Raw genomic sequence first — 15,009 nt, forward strand, 5'->3', positions numbered from 1 at the left:
GTCCGGTTAGGAGTCCCGGTCGTCGAGGGGCAGCAATGACGACCGGGACCGAGGCGGGGCCGTGGGGCGGCCCCGTCTCACGGATGCTCCGCCTGGGGGAAGGCGGGCCCCGCTTCCGTTGCCGGCTTCTTGCGATCGCGCCAGGCGATCAGCCGGTAGAACATCGGGATGAAGAAGGTGGCGATGACGGTGGCGGCGAGCATGCCGCCGATCACGCCGGTGCCGATGGAATGACGGCTGGCCGAGCCGGCGCCGCTGGCGATGGCGAGCGGCAGGCAGCCCAGGATGAAGGCCAGCGAGGTCATCACGATCGGCCGGAACCGCAGCTTCGCCGCTTCCAGCGCCGCCTCGAACGCACTCATCCCCTCCTCCCGCTTCAAGACCGCGAACTCGACGATCAGGATCGCGTTCTTGGCGGCGAGGCCGATCAGGGTGACCAGGCCGATCTGGAAGTAGACGTCGTTCTGCAGCCCGCGCAGCCACACCGCGACCAGCGCCCCGAACAGGGCGAAGGGAACGGCGGTCAGCACCGCGATCGGCAGCGACCAGCGCTCGTACTGCGCCGCCAGGATCAGGAACACCATGACCAGGCCGAACAGCAGCGCCTGATTGCCGGAGCCGCCGGCCGACTGCTCCTGGAAGGCCGAGCCGGTCCAGGCCAGGGCATAGCCCTGCGGCAGGACCTCCTTCGCCAGCTGCTCCATCGCCGCGATCGACTGGCCGGAGGAGAAGCCGGGGGCCGGGCCGCCCATGATCTTCGCCGCCGGGAAGATGTTGAAGCGCTCGACCTGGTCGGGGCCGACCACCCGGCGCGCCTTGACCAGCGCGTCGATCGGGATCATGGCCCCGCTGTCGGCACGGACGAAGACCTGCTTCAGATCCTCCGGCCGCTGGCGGAAGCTGCCCTCGGACGCCAGGCTGACCCGGTAGTTGCGGCCGTAGAGGGTGAAGTCGTTGACGTAGAGGCTGCCGAAGGTGGCCTGCATCGCGTCGAAGATCGACGAGATCGGCACGCCCAGCGCCCGCGCCTTCTCGCGGTCGACGTCGAGCTTGTACTGCGGGATGGCGATGTTGAACATCGACCGCACCCCGGCCAGGTCCGGCCGCTTGGCCGCGGCCTCGACCAGCCTCTGCGTCGCCTCGGCCAGGGCCGGATAGCCGGCGCCGGTGCGGTCCTGGATATAAGCCTCGAAGCCGCCGGTGGTGCTCATGCCCATGATCGGCGGCGGGTTGAAGGCCAGCACCATCGCGTCCTTGATGCCGGCATTCATGCCCATGAACGGCCCGGGCAGGTTGCGCGCGTCGAGCGCCGGGTCGGTGCGCTGCGACCAGTCCTTCAGCGGCACGAAGACGACGCCGCCATAGGTCTTCTGCGCCGCCGACAGCAGGTCGAAGCCGGGCACGTCGATGCTTTCGCTGACCGCCGGGTGCTTCAGGATGTTCCGGGTCGCCTCGGACAGCGCCTTCTCGGTCCGCTCCAGCGAGGCGGCGGGCGGCAGGAAAGCGGCAACGATCAGGTAGCCCTGATCCTCGTCCGGCACCAGCGAGCCCGGGATCTTCTGGAACAGGTAGCCCGCCACCCCGGCGAAGCCTGCGAACAGCAGCAGGCCGATGGCGAAGCGCTTGAGGAAGAAGCGCACCCCGGCGGTGTAGGCCGAGGTGATGCCGTCGAAAACCCGGTTGAACCAGCGGAACGGCCGGGCCGGCTCGTGGTGGCCGGGCTTCAGGATCAGGGCGCACAGCGCCGGGGTCAGGGTCAGCGCGACGATGCCGGAGATGGTGACCGACACCGCGATGGTGACCGCGAACTGCCGGTACATCTCGCCGGCCAGCCCGCCCATGAAGGCGACCGGCACGAACACGGCGCACAGCACCAGCACGATGGCGATGACCGGGCCTGAGACCTCGTCCATCGCCTTCCGCGCCGCCTCCTTCGGCGGCAGCTTCTCGGTGCGCATGATGCGCTCGACATTCTCGAGCACCACGATCGCGTCGTCGACGACGATGCCGATGGCCAGGATCAGGCCGAACAGCGTCAGCAGGTTGATCGAGAAGCCGAGCATGTACATGCCGGCGAAGGTGCCGAGGATCGAGATCGGCACGGCGATCACCGGGATCAGCGTCGCCCGCACATTCTGCAGGAAGACGAAGACCACCAGCACGACCAGGACCATCGCCTCGATGAAGGTCTTGATCACCTCGTCGATCGAGACCTGGACGAAGCGGGTGGTGTCGTAGGGGATGGCGTAGGTGATGCCGTCGGGGAAGGCCTGCTTCAGCTCCTCCATCCGGGCCTTTACGCCCTCCGCCGTCTCCAGCGCGTTGGCGCCGGGCTGCAGATAGATGCCGATCGCGGCCGCCGGCTTGCCGTTGTAGTTGGCGGCGGAATTGTAGGCCTGGGCGCCGAGCTCGACCCGCGCCACGTCCTTCAGCCGCAGCGTCGCCGCGTTGCTGTCGGACTTCAGGATGATGTTCTCGAAGGCCTCGGCATTCGGCAGGCGGCCGTCGGTGGTCGCCGAATAGGTGAAGGCGAGGCCGTTCGCGTCCGGCTCCTCGCCGAAGCGGCCGGCGGCGAACTGGGCGTTCTGCTCCTGGATCGCGGCGGAGACGTCGCTGGGCGTCAGGTTGTATTGCGCCAGCTTGTCCGGCCGCAGCCAGATCCGCATCGAATAGTCCTTGCCGGCGCCGAACAGCGAAGCGTCGCCGACGCCGGGCACGCGCTTGAGGTCGTCGATGACGTTCAGCAGCGCGTAGTTGTTCAGGTAGATCGGGTCGTACTGCCCGCTCTCGTCATGCAGGATCACCGCCTGCAGGATCGAGCTCGACTTCTTGTCGACGCGGACGCCGGTGCGCTGCACCTCCTGCGGCAGGGTCGGCAGCACGCGCTGGACGCGGTTGTTGACGTTGATCGTCGCCTGGTCGGGGTCGGTGCCGATCTTGAAGGTGACGGTCAGCGTCATGGTGCCGTCGCCGGTGTTCGTCGACCGCATGTACAGCATGTTGTCGACGCCGTTGATCTGCTGCTCCAGCGGCGCGGCGACGGTCTGGGCCACGGTCTCGGCGCTGGCCCCGGAATAGCTGGCCGAGACCGTCACCTCGGGCGGCACGATCTCCGGATACTGCGCGATCGGCAGCACCCGCATGGCCACGAGCCCGGCCAGGGTGATGACGATCGAGAGGACGGCCGCGAAGACCGGCCTGTCGATGAAGAAGCGGGAGATCACGGGGCCACCTGCGCGACCTTGGCTTCGGACGGCCGCACCGGGCTGCCCGGCCGGACCTTGATCACGCCCTCGGTGATGATGCGGTCGCCGGCCTTGAGGCCGCTCTCGACCAGCCAGCCGCCCTCGACCTCGCGGCCGAGCGTCAGCGGCCGGGCCTCGGCCTTGTTGCCCTCGCCCAGCGCATAGGCGAAGGGACCCTGCGGGCCCTGCATCACCGCCACCTGCGGCACCACGATGCCCTGCTTCAGCGTCAGGCCGCTGACCGTGACCCGGACGAACTGGTTCGGCATCAGGAGGCCCTGGGCATTCGGCAGCACGGCGCGAGCGCGAATCGTGCCGGTCTGGTCGTCGACGATGCTGTCGGTGAAGTTGATGGTGCCGCCGTGATCGTAGGTCCGCCCGTCGCCGAGCCTGACCGACACCGGGAAGCGGCGGTCCTTCGGCCCGTCGGCCTTGCCCTCGTCGAGCAGCCGCCGGATCTCGGCGAAATCGGCGTCGCTGAAGGAGAAGCTGACATAGGCCGGATCCAGCTGGGTGATCCGGGTCAGGAGGCCGTTGACGCTGATCAGGCTGCCCTCCGGCACCTCCTCGATGCTGGTCATGCCGCCGAGCGGCGCCGTCACCGTCGTGTAGTCGAGGTTGAGCTGCGCCGTCTTCAGCTGCGCCTGGGCGGCGGCCACCGCCGCCTCGGAGGTGCGCACCTGGGCCGCGGTGTCGTCCCGGTCGCGCTCCGACCCGGCGCGGGCGGCGAACAGCTTGGCGGCGCGGTCGGCGTTGATGCGGTCGTTGGCGAGCTGGGCCTGGGACTGCTGCAGCTGGGCCTGGGCACGCGCCACCTCGGCCTGGTAGGTGGCGGGGTCGATGCGGAACAGCTCCTGCCCCTCGGTCACCCGCTCGCCCTCGGTGTAGTCGCGCTTCAACAGGATGCCGCCGACGCGGGCCCGCACCTCGATCTCGCGGAAGGCGGAGACCCGGGCGGCATAGGTGTAGGTCAGCGGCACCGGACCGGCCGCCACCTCCTGCACCGTCACCTCCGGCGGCGGGGGCGCGGATTGCGTCTGGGCCTGGGCTTCACCGGTGTTTTCGTTGCAAGATGCAAGAATCGGCGCGGCGGCCAGGGTGACGGCCAACGCGACGGCGCGAAGTGATGACGTCTTGCTCACGGTGACCGCACCTTTGCCTGAGAGTTTGCTGCACTGCACAACATATTCGGACGACAGGACGCAGTGCAGGATTGATTTACATACATTCTGGAATGTATGTATCAGGGATGCGGAAGACCCCCTCGACGTTTCCCCCGGCCCCCACACCGCCATATCGGCATACCCCCAGAATGCCTGCTCCTGGCTGCCCGGGCAATGCCGGAGCCCGGGCCGACTGTTAAGATTTGTTATCGGGAGAGACGTGGAAGCCGGCCCTCGGAAAGACGGAATTCCGTCGGGGCATGCTCCGGCCCCCGGATGGCTAAGCTCACGACAACCCCTTCCCGCTGTCGGATTCTTTTGCACCGCACACGCCTCGGGGCCTCCGAAGCGGCACGATGGGATGGACTTATATACATACTTGCACGTATGTAAAGAGGAAAAAGGGGGAGAGGAGTAGAGACATGGCACGCCGCACCAAGGCCGAGGCGGAAGAGACCCGGCAAAAGATCCTGGACGCTGCGGAGCGCCTGTTCTTCGTCGACGGGGTGTCGCGCACCTCGCTGGAGCTGATCGCGAACGCCGCCGGGGTGACCCGCGGCGCCATCTATTGGCACTTCAAGAACAAGGTCGAGTTGTTCGAGGCGCTGCACGAGCGGGTGAAGCTGCCGGCGGAGGACATCGTCGAGCGGGCGATGGCCGACGGCCATCCCGACCCGCTGGGGCTGATCGAGCAGGCGACGGTCGAGAGCTTCGTCGCCCTGACCGAGGACGAGCAGCGCCAGCGCGTCTTCACCATCCTGACCTGCCGCTGCGAGTATGTCGGCGAGATGCTGGCGGCGCTGGCCCGCCAGCGCGAGGCGCACGACCACATGCGCGCGACGATGAACCGGGCCTTCAAGATGGCTCAGGAGTCCGGCCGGCTGAGCCCGGCCTGGCCGCCGGAGGTGGCGGCCAGCACCCTGACCTGCCTTATGGTCGGGCTGATGGTCGACTGGATCCGCTTCGGCCGCCGCTTCGACCTGGTCGAGACCGGTACGCGCAGCGTCGGCGAGCTGTTCCGGTCGTTCCGGCGCGAGACCGAGCCGGCGGTCTGCTGACGTCCGCGCTCCAGGCGGCCGGACGCTATTCCCCGGCTGCCTGGGTCCGCGGGCGGTGGCGCTTGCTCCAGGTGAAGGTCGAGGTGACGCCGAAGTTCCAGACCGAGGACAGGGCGGCGCCGAGGAAGCTGGCCAGCGCCCAGGGCACCTGCTGCTCGAACAGGAACTCCGCCACCTGCAGGTTGATCACGGCGCCGATGGCGCAGGCGGCATAGAAGGACAGCAGGCCGCGCAGGAAGTCGCGGCCGCGCAGCTGCTTGTCGCGGTAGGTGATGCGGTTGTTGAGGGCGAAGTTCGAGGTCATCGCCCCGACCGTCGCCGCCGCCTGGGCCCAGTAGAAGTCCCAGCCGAAGGCATGCAGGAACAGCCCGACCAGGGCCAGTTGCACCGCCACGCCGGACAGCCCGACCATGACGAACAGGATGAAGCGGGCGGGGATCGTGCCGCCCAGCAGCTTGTCGAAGATCAGCATCAGGAATTCCAGACTGACGGCGAAGTCCAGCTTGCTCTCGCCGCTGAGCCGGCTGCGGAAGACGAAGGGCAGCTCGGCGAAGCGCAGCGTGCGCCCGGCCGAGGCGAAGATGTCGAGCAGGATCTTGAAGCCCTGCCCGTTCAGCCGGTCCGCCACCTCCTCGATCAGCGGCCGGCGCAGCATGAAGAAGCCGCTGAGCGGATCGGTCAGCTCCTTCGGCACCACCATGCGGGCGAGGCGGATGCCGAGGCCGGACAGGCGCTCGCGCTTCTCCGAGAAGGTGCCGAGATCGCTGCCCGGGAGGAAGCGGCTGGCGACGACGATGTCGAGCTTGTCGGCCTTGAGCCGCTCCAGCATCTTCGGCAGCAGCGTCTCGTCGTGCTGCAGGTCGGCGTCCATCACGGCCAGATAGGGCGCGCCGGTCGCCATCATGCCCTCGACGGTGGCCGAGGACAGGCCGCGCCGGCCGATCCGCTTCAGGCAGCGGACATTGTCGCGGGTCTCGGCGATCTTGTAGACCGCCTCGGCGGTGCCGTCGGTCGAATCGTCGTCGACGAAGATCACCTCCCAGGCGATCCCGGCGAGCGCCTGGTCGAGCAGCTCGACCAGCCGCCCGACATTGCCGACCTCGTTCAGCGTCGGCACCACCACGGCGAGTTCGTAGCGCATCACTTGGTCGTCACCCAGGGCGCGTCCGGCGGCAGCGGCAGCGGCCACGGCGCCTTGAAGCCGCGCGCGGTGTAGACGTGCAGGGTCAGCTCGGCCCGGCCGCCGCGATGGACGATGATGTCGGGCTGCGGCTCGACCGAGGCGAAGTAGGGCCGCCAGCGCTCGTCGAAATCCTTCAGGAACTCGTCCTGGCCGATGATGACCGCGTCATGGCCGGCGAAGTCCATCTGGTTCCAGCCGAAGGCCAGGTTGCGCGGGTCGCGGCACAGGCACAGCACCGGCAGCCGGTCACCGAGCTGGACGTCGATCTTGCCGGTCTGGTGCCATTGCGTGCCGACCACGAACAGGCCCGGCCGGTCATACCAGCCGCGCTCCTGCGCCGCGGCGCGCAGGTCGGTCCAGTCCAGCCCCTCCAGAGTCGGGTCCCAGATCTCGGTCGGCCCCAGCCCGGGCAGTGCCCGCATCCAGCCGGTGGCGGCGTGGCTGCCCAGGACGACCAGGACCACCACCGTCGCGATGCCCGAGGCCTTGAGCCAGATCCGGGCGGTCCGGCTGCCGGCCTCGAGCCATCGCGCCGTGGCGGCGCCGAGCAGCGGGAACAGCAGCAGGTAGCCCGGCGCCTGCCAGTGGAAATGGGCGCCGATCCTGGCCCAGGAGGCGACCGCGGTGAACAGCAGGATCGGGATGATGGCGAGGCTGACCAGGAACCAGCCGCGCAGGTCCTTCGGGCCGCGGATCAGCCCGGCGATGAAGACCCAGATCATCGGCGCCCAGACCCAGGGCAAGAGCCAGATCGCCTGGCCGCCGATGTTCTGGCCCAGCCAGTCGAACCGGAAGCGCCCGCCGGAGCTGCGGCCGCCCTGGAACAGGAACGACACCCACTGGTTCTCGGCGTTCCAGATCAGCACCGGCGAGAAGATCGCGACGGCAATGACGACAGCGATCCAGGGCGCCGGATGGATCAGCCAGCGCCGCCGGCCCGGCGTGGTCAGCAGGAACAGCAGCAGCCCCGCCATGATCAGCACGGCGTGGTACTTCGACAGCAGCGCCAGGCCGAAGCAGCCCCCGGCGGCGAGCCACCAGCCCCAGGCGGCGCGGGGCGACACCGTCTCCGGCTCCGGCACCACCACCCGGGCGACGCAGTACGCCGCCGCGAGCAGGAACAGGAACAGCGGCCCGTCCGGCTGCACCCAGCTGCCGACGCTGAGGAAGAACACGGCCGAGAGGTTCAGGAGCAGCGCGGCCCAGACCCCGGCCCAGGCGCCGAACAGACAGGCCCCCAGCCGGTACATCAGCCAGGTCGAGACGCCGAACATCAGCACATAGGGCAGGCGCAGCCACAGCTCGGCGTCGCCGAGCCCGATCATCGCGTGGGTCAGCCACAGGAACAGCGGCGGCTGGTCGAAATAGCTGAGGGCCCAGAAGCGCGCCGTGGCGACGTAGTAGGATTCGCCGTTGCCATAGCCGAGCGCCCAGGCCAAAGCGAGCCGCAGCAGCCCGCCCAGCAGGATCAGCCAGAACATCGCCCCCTGGGGGGTGCCGAGCCGCAGCCAGCCGGCGGATCCCGTGGATCCGGGCCGGGAGGACGCGGCGGAAAGAGCGTCGGTCATCCGCATTCCCAGCAGCCGCCCCGGTGGCGGGCTGCACTTGTCGACCGCGCGGATCGGTCGATCCCGCGCGACCGCGCTTCATACCAGCACGGGCCCCGGCCGGCCAGCGCCGATCATTCCGGAAGGCTGCGACCGGTTACAGCAGCGCCGCGGCCGCCGCCCACCAGCCGCGCCCGGCCAGCGCCGCCTCCGCCGCCGTCGCCGCGGCCGGCGTGTCGAACAGGCCGAAGCAGGTGGCGCCGCTGCCCGACATCCGGGCCAGGCGGCAGCCCGGCTGCGCCGCGAGCGCCGCCAGCACATCGCCGATCGCTGGCACGAGCTCGATCGCCGGCGCGGCCAGGTCGTTGCCGCGCCCGGCGAGAAGGGCGCAGAGCCGCTCCGGCGCCGGCCGCGCCTCGGCGAAGCGGGCCTCGGCCGAGAAGCCGCCGCGCCGGGCCCGGAACACGTCGGGCGTCGACAGCGGCACGCCGGGATTGACCAGCAGGATCGGCACGCCGGCCAGGTCCGGCCCCGGCTCCAGCCGCTCGCCGACGCCGCCGAGCCAGGCGGTGCGGCCGGCGAGGCAGACCGGGACGTCGGCGCCGAGCCCGGTGGCGACCTCGAGCAGGCGCGGGTCGTCCGGCGCCAGGTTCCACAGCACGGCGAGGCCGCGCAGCACCGCCGCCGCATCGGCCGAGCCGCCGCCGATCCCGGCCGCCACCGGCAGCCGCTTGTCGAGGATGACGGCGATGCCGTCTGGCCGCCCGACTGCCGCCGCCAGGCGCCGCACTGCGCGCAGCGCCAGGTTGTCGTCGCCCGGCGGGACGGCGCCGGCGAAGGGGCCGGTGACCGCCAGGCGCGGTGCGTCCGCCGCCTCCAGCGTCAGCCGGTCGCCGACATCGGCGAAGACGACCAGGCTGTCGAGCAGGTGATAGCCGTCCGCGCGCCTGCCGACGATGTGGAGATAGAGATTGACCTTGGCCGGCGCGGTGCCGGACCAGGCCTTGCCGCCCCGGACCACGATCAGTTCGACTTGACCGGGGCCGAGGCTTCCTGGGCCGGCAGGCCGTTGGCCAGCTTGGCCTCGATCTTGTCCTTCGGCGGGTCGCCCTCGGTGGTGCGCAGCGCCGCCTCCCACTGGTAGCGCGCCTCCAGCTTGCGGCCGACCCGCCAATAGGCGTCGCCGAGATGGTCGTTGATGGTCGGGTCCTCGGGCTTCAGCGAGATCGCCTTCTCCAGCGTCTCCACCGCCTTGTCCATCTGGTTGGTGCGGTAATAGACCCAGCCCAGGCTGTCGATGATGTAGCCGTCGTTCGGCGACAGGTCGACCGCCTTGCGGATCAGGTCCTCCGCCTCCTTCAGGTCCTTGCCGCGGTCGAGCAGCGAGTAGCCGAGATAGTTCAGGAGGTTGGCGTGCTCCGGGTTCAGCCCGATGGCGCGGCGCAGATCCTGCTCGGCCCGGTCGAAGCGGCCGGCGCGCTCGAGCGCGATGCCGCGGCGGTAGAGGAAGGTCCAGTCCACCTCCTCCAGCCGCTTCTGCCGGCGCGCCGCGTCGTCATAGGCGACGACAGCGGAGGCGAAGTCCTGCTTCGCCCGATACAGGTCGGCGAGGCGGAGATAGCCGGCCGGGCTGTCCGGCCGTTCCGACACCAGGTCGGAGGCGAGCGCGATGCCCTGGTCGAACTCCTCCAGCCCCTCATAGGCCAGGGTCTCGCGCAGCCGCGCCATCCAGCCGGCCGGGGTGCCGTCCGGCAGCGCCTCATAGGCAGCGATCGCGTTCCGGTACTGGTCCTGCCCGGCCAGGATGTCGCCCAGCAGCATCTGCGCCACCGGGAAGTCGGGCCGCAGATACAGCGCCAGGCGGGTGTAGATCAGCGCGGTGTCGCCGCCTTCGGCGTCACGGTCCTGGCTGACGGCGCTGGCGATGTAGAACAGGGCCTCGGCCAGCCCCTCGGCCGGGCTGCCGATGATCGGCTGCGGCCGCTCGCCCTTGTCCAGGCGCTGGATCGCCGGCTCGAGCAGCAGGTTGTCGCCGTTCTGGTCGGCGAAGCTGCGGTAGAGCTGGCGCGCCTTGTCGCGCTGGCCCTGGCGCTGATAGACGCCGGCCAGGCCCTCGACCAGCCGCACCGTGCCGCCCATCTCGCCCAGCGCCTCATAGGCCGCCCGGGCGCCGTCGAGGTCGCCGAGAGTGTCGAGCAGCAGCGCCTTCTGGATCGAGGCCAGCGCATCCGGCCGCGGCTGCTTCAGCAGCGGGTCGAGGCTGGACAGCGCCGCCTTGCCGTCGCCGGCGCCGACCCGGAGCCAGGCGGCGATGATCGGGGTGACCGACCGGGCGGTGCCCGCCGTCTCCATCGCCCTGAGACGGGCCAGGGCGTCGCGCCACTTGCCGGCCTTGGCGTCGTGCAGGATCAGGGTGATGCGGACCAGCTGGTCGGCGGTGTCCGCCGTGTCCAGGCGCTGGGCCAGCTTGGCGGCGCCCTCGACGTCGCCGCCGGCCAGGGTCAGGGTGAAGCTGCGCCGCAGCAGCGCCAAGTTGTCCGGGTCGGTCGCCAGCACCTGGCTGAAGAACCGGCCGGCGGAGGAGAGGTCGCGGGCGGCCAGCGCATGGGCGCCGGCGAGATAGGCGCCCGAGACCGTGCGCGGATCGGTGGCGGCCTCGGCGGCCGGCGGCCGCAGCACCGCCGTCGCCGCGACACAGGAGGCCAGAAGGGTCGTCCGCCAGACGGTCATGCGCGGGTCCAGTTTGCCGTGATCCCCCGAAGCTAGGGTGCCGGACGGCCGCAGGCAATGCCCGTTCGCCGCGACCATAACCCGCATCTACGTCGGATGGCCGTTGCCGCCGCCCGACTCGCGGCTTGTGCGCCCCCGAAAAAACGCTACAGTCGCGCGCGTCGGTGAGACCATGGAAGGCGCCAACGCGGCCGTGACCGGTAAATCGAGCTACACCTACGAAGACCTGCTGTCCTGCGCGCATGGCGAGCTGTTCGGCCCTGGCAACGCCAAGCTGCCGCTGCCGCCCATGCTGATGATGGACCGGATCACCACCATCAACGACAACGGCGGCGCCTACGGCAAGGGCGAGGCCGTGGCCGAGCTCGACATCCGCCCGGACCTGTGGTTCTTCGCCTGCCATTTCGAGAACGACCCGGTGATGCCGGGCTGCCTGGGCCTCGACGCGCTGTGGCAGCTGACGGGGTTCTTCCTCGGCTGGACCGGGGCGCCGGGCAAAGGCCGGGCGCTGTCCACCGGCGAGGTGAAGTTCACCGGCCAGGTGCTGCCCGACGCCAAGCTCGTCACCTACCGCCTGGACCTGAAGCGGGTGATCAACCGCAAGCTGGTGCTGGGCATCGCCGACGGCAGCGTCGCCGTCGACGGCAAGATCATCTTCGAGGCCAAGGATCTGAGGGTCGGCCTGTTCACGTCGGCCGAAGCGTTCTGACGAACCGCGGAGAACCACCATGCGACGCGTCGTCGTCACCGGGCTCGGCATCGTCTCGAGCATCGGCAACAACCAGGACGAAGTCACCGCCAGCCTGCGCGAGGGCCGTTCCGGCATCGTCGCGGCGCCGGAGTACAAGGAACTGGGCTTCCGCTGCCACGTCCACGGCACGGTGAAGCTGGACCCGGCCGACCATGTCGACCGGCGCATCCTGCGCTTCATGGGACCGGGCGCCGCCTACAACTACATCGCCATGGCCCAGGCCATCGCCGATGCCGGGCTGGAGGAGAGCGACGTCTCGAACGAGCGCACCGGGCTGATCATGGGATCCGGCGGGCCGTCGACCTCGAACCAGGTCGACGCCGCGGACATCACCCGCGACAAGGGGCCGAAGCGGATCGGCCCCTACATGGTCCCGCGCTGCATGTCGTCGACCAACTCGGCGACGCTGGCGACGCCGTTCAAGATCAAGGGCGTCAATTACTCGATCTCCTCCGCCTGCTCGACCTCGGCGCATTGCATCGGCAACGGCGCCGAGCTGATCCAATGGGGCAAGCAGGACATCGTCTTCGCCGGCGGCGGCGAGGAGCTGCACTGGACCCTGTCGGTGCTGTTCGACAGCATGGGCGCCTTCTCCTCGCGCTTCAACGACACGCCGGAGCGCGCCAGCCGCGCCTATGACCGCGACCGCGACGGCTTCGTCATCGCCGGCGGCGGCGGCACCGTGGTGCTGGAGGAGCTGGAGCACGCGAAGGCCCGCGGCGCCAAGATCTATGGCGAGCTGGTCGGCTACGGCGCCACCTCGGACGGCTACGACATGGTCGCCCCCTCGGGCGAGGGCGCGGTGCGCTGCATGCGCCAGGCGCTGGCCACGGTCGACGGGCCGGTCGACTACATCAACGCCCACGGCACCTCGACCCCGGTCGGCGACGTCACCGAGCTGGGGGCGATCCGCGAGGTGTTCGGCGACCGCGCCCCCAAGATCAACTCGACCAAGTCGCTGTCCGGCCATTCGCTGGGCGCGGCCGGGGTGCACGAGGCGATCTATTCCCTGCTGATGATGAAGCACGACTTCATCGCCGCCAGCGCCAACATCGAGACCCTCGACCCCGCGGCCGAGGGCTTCCCGATCGTGCGCGAGCGGATCGACAACGCCGGGCTGAACTGCGTGCTCTCCAACAGCTTCGGCTTCGGCGGCACCAACGCGACGCTCGTCTTCAAGCGGTACGCTGCATGACCTCCTCTACGACCGAAAGCCGCGGCACCGGCCTGATGGCCGGCAAACGCGGCCTGATCATGGGCGTCGCCAACAACCACTCGATCGCCTGGGGCATCGCCTCGGTGCTGGCGCGCGAGGGGGCGGAGCTGGCCTTCACCTACCAGGGCGACGCCTTCCGCAAGCGGGTCGAGCCGCTGATCCAGTCGATCGGCGCCAGCTTCCTGGCGCCCTGCGACGTCGAGGACGAGGGCACGATCAACGCCCTGTTCGACCGGCTGGGCGCGGAATGGGGGTCGATCGACTTCCTGGTCCACGCCATCGCCTATTCCGACAAGGAAGAGCTGAAGGGCCGCTACCTCGACACCACGGCCGAGAACTTCAGCCGCACCATGCGGATCAGCTGCTACAGCTTCACCGCGCTGGCGAAGCGGGCGGCGGCGATCATGCCGGACGGCGGCAGCCTGCTGACGCTGACCTATCTCGGCGCCGAGCGGGTGATGCCGAACTACAACGTCATGGGCGTGGCCAAGGCGGCGCTGGAGGCCAGCGTGCGCTACCTGGCGGCGGATCTGGGCCCGCAGGGGGTCCGGGTCAACGCCATCTCGGCCGGGCCGATGCGCACCCTGGCCGGCAGCGCCATCGGCGACGCGCGCTACGTGTTCCGCTTCAACCAGCAGAACAGCCCGCTGCGCAAGAACGTCACCCTGGACGAGGTCGGCGGCGCCGCCCTGTATCTCCTGGGACCGCTGTCGACCGGCGTCACCGGCGAGGTGCACCATGTCGACGGCGGCTATCACGCCATCGGCATGCCGGCCGCGCCGCGCAACAGCGAGGCGGCCGAGGCGTAGGCCGCCTCTCCTGCCAACAACCTGTCATGGCGAGCCCCGAAAGGGCGTGGCCATCCAGCGGCACCGCCCTCTGGATGGCCACGGCGCTGCGCGCCTCGCCATGACGAAAAAAGGCTGATGGATAGGGCCTCGAGGCCGCTGATATGATGCCTGCCCGGCAGGTCATGGGACTGGCCATGAGGCGTGTGACGGTTCAGCGGATCCTGTGCGGGACGGCGATCGCGGCCTGCCTGATCGCCGCTGCCTCGTCCCGGGCGGCCGAGCGGCCGACCCCGGTCGACGAGATGGAATCTTACTCCATCATCTGCACCAGCGCGCGCGGCGTGATCGTGTTCGCCACCTCCGACGTCTACGGCGTCTCGGTCGATCCGACCGGGACGATCTACACCTACCGCACCGGCTGGCTGTCCGACCGCACCTATACCTATGTCCGGGGCGCCAACATCTCCTGCGTGATCCGGCCCAGCCGGCCCTGACGCTTTCGCGGTCTGGTGCATGTCGGCTACGATCCGGCGCCGTCCGCGGAAGGAAGAGCCATGGCCAAGCAGTTCCCGGAGATCCCGCCGGCCCTGCGGGAGTTCATCCTGCGGCAGAGGGTGTTCTTCACCGCCTCCGCCGCCGCGACCGGGCGCGTCAACGTCTCGCCGCGCGGCACCGACATGCTGCGGGTGCTGGGGCCGAACACGGTCGTCTATCTCGACCTGACCGGCAGCGGCAACGAGACCGCGGCGCATCTGCGCGCCACCGGCCGGCTGACGATGATGTTCTGCGCCTTCGAGGGCGCGCCGATGATCCTGCGGCTGTACGGCGCCGGCCGGGTGCTGCGCCGCGGCGGCCCGGATTATGCCCGCCTGCTGGCGGCGGAATTCGGTGGCGAGGAGCCGCTGGGCGCCCGGCAGATGGTGCGGCTCGACATCGACCTGGTGCAGACCTCCTGCGGCTTCGGCGTGCCGCTGTTCGACCATGTCGGCGAACGGCCGACCCTGGCGCGCTGGGCCGAGGCGAAGGAGAAGCAGGAGGGGCTGGAGGCCTATCGCCGGCAGAAGAACACCCACAGCATCGACGGGCTGCCGACCGGCCTGTTCGAGGGAGGACCCGGTCCCGGCCGGGTGACGCCATAGGCGCACGGACGCACGCAGCCCCCTCCGCCCTCCGGCAAGGGAGGGAAAGGCTGCGTGGGCGTCGGCTCGCAGGTTGGGATCGGGGGCCGCGAGGGCGGCGGACGTCCATATGGAGATCATCGAGGCCACCCGCACGGAAGCGGTGGAGGCGCCGCAGCCCGGGGTCGACTATGGCCAGCGGATCGC

12 protein-coding genes are annotated in these 15,009 nt (G+C 69.9%); 6 read left to right on the forward strand and 6 right to left on the reverse strand.

Features of this window, described 5'->3' with window-relative positions:
• Positions 1–77: 77 nt before the first annotated feature.
• Both LG391_RS22050 and LG391_RS22055 read right to left on the reverse strand, forming a co-directional pair.
• On the reverse strand, positions 78–3,224 hold the full coding sequence (locus LG391_RS22050) for an efflux RND transporter permease subunit (RefSeq protein ID WP_304608548.1): 3,147 nt from the start codon (positions 3,222–3,224) through the stop codon (positions 78–80).
• Positions 3,221–4,387, reverse strand: coding sequence for an efflux RND transporter periplasmic adaptor subunit (locus LG391_RS22055; RefSeq protein WP_225770194.1), 1,167 nt, complete (start codon positions 4,385–4,387; stop codon positions 3,221–3,223). The genes LG391_RS22050 and LG391_RS22055 overlap by 4 nt, the downstream gene beginning before the upstream one ends.
• Before the next feature lie 443 nt (positions 4,388–4,830).
• Here LG391_RS22055 and LG391_RS22060 point away from each other — a divergent pair, with 443 nt between their 5' ends.
• Positions 4,831–5,466 carry a TetR family transcriptional regulator gene (locus LG391_RS22060; RefSeq protein ID WP_225770195.1) on the forward strand — a complete coding sequence of 212 codons (636 nt, stop codon included), beginning with the start codon at positions 4,831–4,833 and terminating at the stop codon, positions 5,464–5,466.
• Positions 5,467–5,491: 25 nt separating this feature from the next.
• On the opposite strand, the gene LG391_RS22065 is transcribed toward LG391_RS22060, so the two are convergent.
• From LG391_RS22065 to LG391_RS22080, 4 genes are all read right to left on the reverse strand, one after another.
• Entirely contained in the window at positions 5,492–6,607 is a 1,116-nt protein-coding gene (locus tag LG391_RS22065) for a glycosyltransferase family 2 protein (RefSeq protein WP_225770196.1), read from the reverse strand.
• A complete protein-coding gene (locus LG391_RS22070) occupies positions 6,607–8,217 on the reverse strand; it encodes a glycosyltransferase family 39 protein (protein ID WP_225770197.1) in 1,611 nt (536 codons plus the stop codon). The genes LG391_RS22065 and LG391_RS22070 overlap by 1 nt, the downstream gene beginning before the upstream one ends.
• A gap of 136 nt (positions 8,218–8,353) precedes the next feature.
• Entirely contained in the window at positions 8,354–9,217 is an 864-nt protein-coding gene (locus LG391_RS22075) for a 4-(cytidine 5'-diphospho)-2-C-methyl-D-erythritol kinase (protein WP_225770198.1), read from the reverse strand.
• Positions 9,218–9,219: 2 nt separating this feature from the next.
• Complete coding sequence (locus LG391_RS22080; protein WP_225770199.1) at positions 9,220–10,926, reverse strand: tetratricopeptide repeat protein; 1,707 nt, start codon at positions 10,924–10,926, stop codon at positions 9,220–9,222.
• 172 nt (positions 10,927–11,098) lie between these two features.
• On the opposite strand from LG391_RS22080, the gene fabA reads away from it, so the two are divergent.
• From fabA to LG391_RS22105, 5 genes are all read left to right on the forward strand, one after another.
• Positions 11,099–11,635: a 3-hydroxyacyl-[acyl-carrier-protein] dehydratase FabA gene (fabA, locus tag LG391_RS22085; RefSeq protein ID WP_034834198.1), complete on the forward strand. Its 537-nt coding sequence runs from the start codon at positions 11,099–11,101 to the stop codon at positions 11,633–11,635.
• 19 nt (positions 11,636–11,654) lie between these two features.
• Positions 11,655–12,872 carry a beta-ketoacyl-ACP synthase I gene (gene fabB, locus LG391_RS22090; RefSeq protein WP_225770200.1) on the forward strand — a complete coding sequence of 406 codons (1,218 nt, stop codon included), beginning with the start codon at positions 11,655–11,657 and terminating at the stop codon, positions 12,870–12,872.
• Positions 12,869–13,702 carry an enoyl-ACP reductase FabI gene (gene fabI / locus LG391_RS22095; RefSeq protein ID WP_225770201.1) on the forward strand — a complete coding sequence of 278 codons (834 nt, stop codon included), beginning with the start codon at positions 12,869–12,871 and terminating at the stop codon, positions 13,700–13,702. The genes fabB and fabI overlap by 4 nt, the downstream gene beginning before the upstream one ends.
• A 176-nt stretch (positions 13,703–13,878) precedes the next feature.
• The gene (locus LG391_RS22100; RefSeq protein WP_225770202.1) at positions 13,879–14,178 is read left to right on the forward strand and encodes a hypothetical protein; all 300 of its coding nucleotides are present in this window, start codon (positions 13,879–13,881) and stop codon (positions 14,176–14,178) included.
• A gap of 60 nt (positions 14,179–14,238) precedes the next feature.
• Positions 14,239–14,823, forward strand: coding sequence for a pyridoxamine 5'-phosphate oxidase family protein (locus LG391_RS22105; protein ID WP_225770203.1), 585 nt, complete (start codon positions 14,239–14,241; stop codon positions 14,821–14,823).
• The last annotated feature ends 186 nt before the right edge of the window (positions 14,824–15,009 follow it).

This window comes from Inquilinus sp. Marseille-Q2685 (assembly GCF_916619195.1).
In the GTDB taxonomy this organism is placed as follows: domain Bacteria; phylum Pseudomonadota; class Alphaproteobacteria; order DSM-16000; family Inquilinaceae; genus Inquilinus.

Excerpts from the sequence above, each read along its gene's own strand:
- LG391_RS22060 (WP_225770195.1), top strand. The coding sequence starts at position 4,831 with ATGGCACGCCGCACCAAGGCCGAGGCGGAAGAGACCCGGCAAAAGATC.
- LG391_RS22065 (WP_225770196.1), bottom strand. The coding sequence starts at position 6,607 with ATGCGCTACGAACTCGCCGTGGTGGTGCCGACGCTGAACGAGGTCGGC.
- LG391_RS22070 (WP_225770197.1), bottom strand. The coding sequence starts at position 8,217 with ATGACCGACGCTCTTTCCGCCGCGTCCTCCCGGCCCGGATCCACGGGA.
- LG391_RS22080 (WP_225770199.1), bottom strand. The coding sequence starts at position 10,926 with ATGACCGTCTGGCGGACGACCCTTCTGGCCTCCTGTGTCGCGGCGACG.
- fabA (WP_034834198.1), top strand. The coding sequence starts at position 11,099 with ATGGAAGGCGCCAACGCGGCCGTGACCGGTAAATCGAGCTACACCTAC.
- fabB (WP_225770200.1), top strand. The coding sequence starts at position 11,655 with ATGCGACGCGTCGTCGTCACCGGGCTCGGCATCGTCTCGAGCATCGGC.
- fabI (WP_225770201.1), top strand. The coding sequence starts at position 12,869 with ATGACCTCCTCTACGACCGAAAGCCGCGGCACCGGCCTGATGGCCGGC.
- LG391_RS22100 (WP_225770202.1), top strand. The coding sequence starts at position 13,879 with ATGAGGCGTGTGACGGTTCAGCGGATCCTGTGCGGGACGGCGATCGCG.
- LG391_RS22105 (WP_225770203.1), top strand. The coding sequence starts at position 14,239 with ATGGCCAAGCAGTTCCCGGAGATCCCGCCGGCCCTGCGGGAGTTCATC.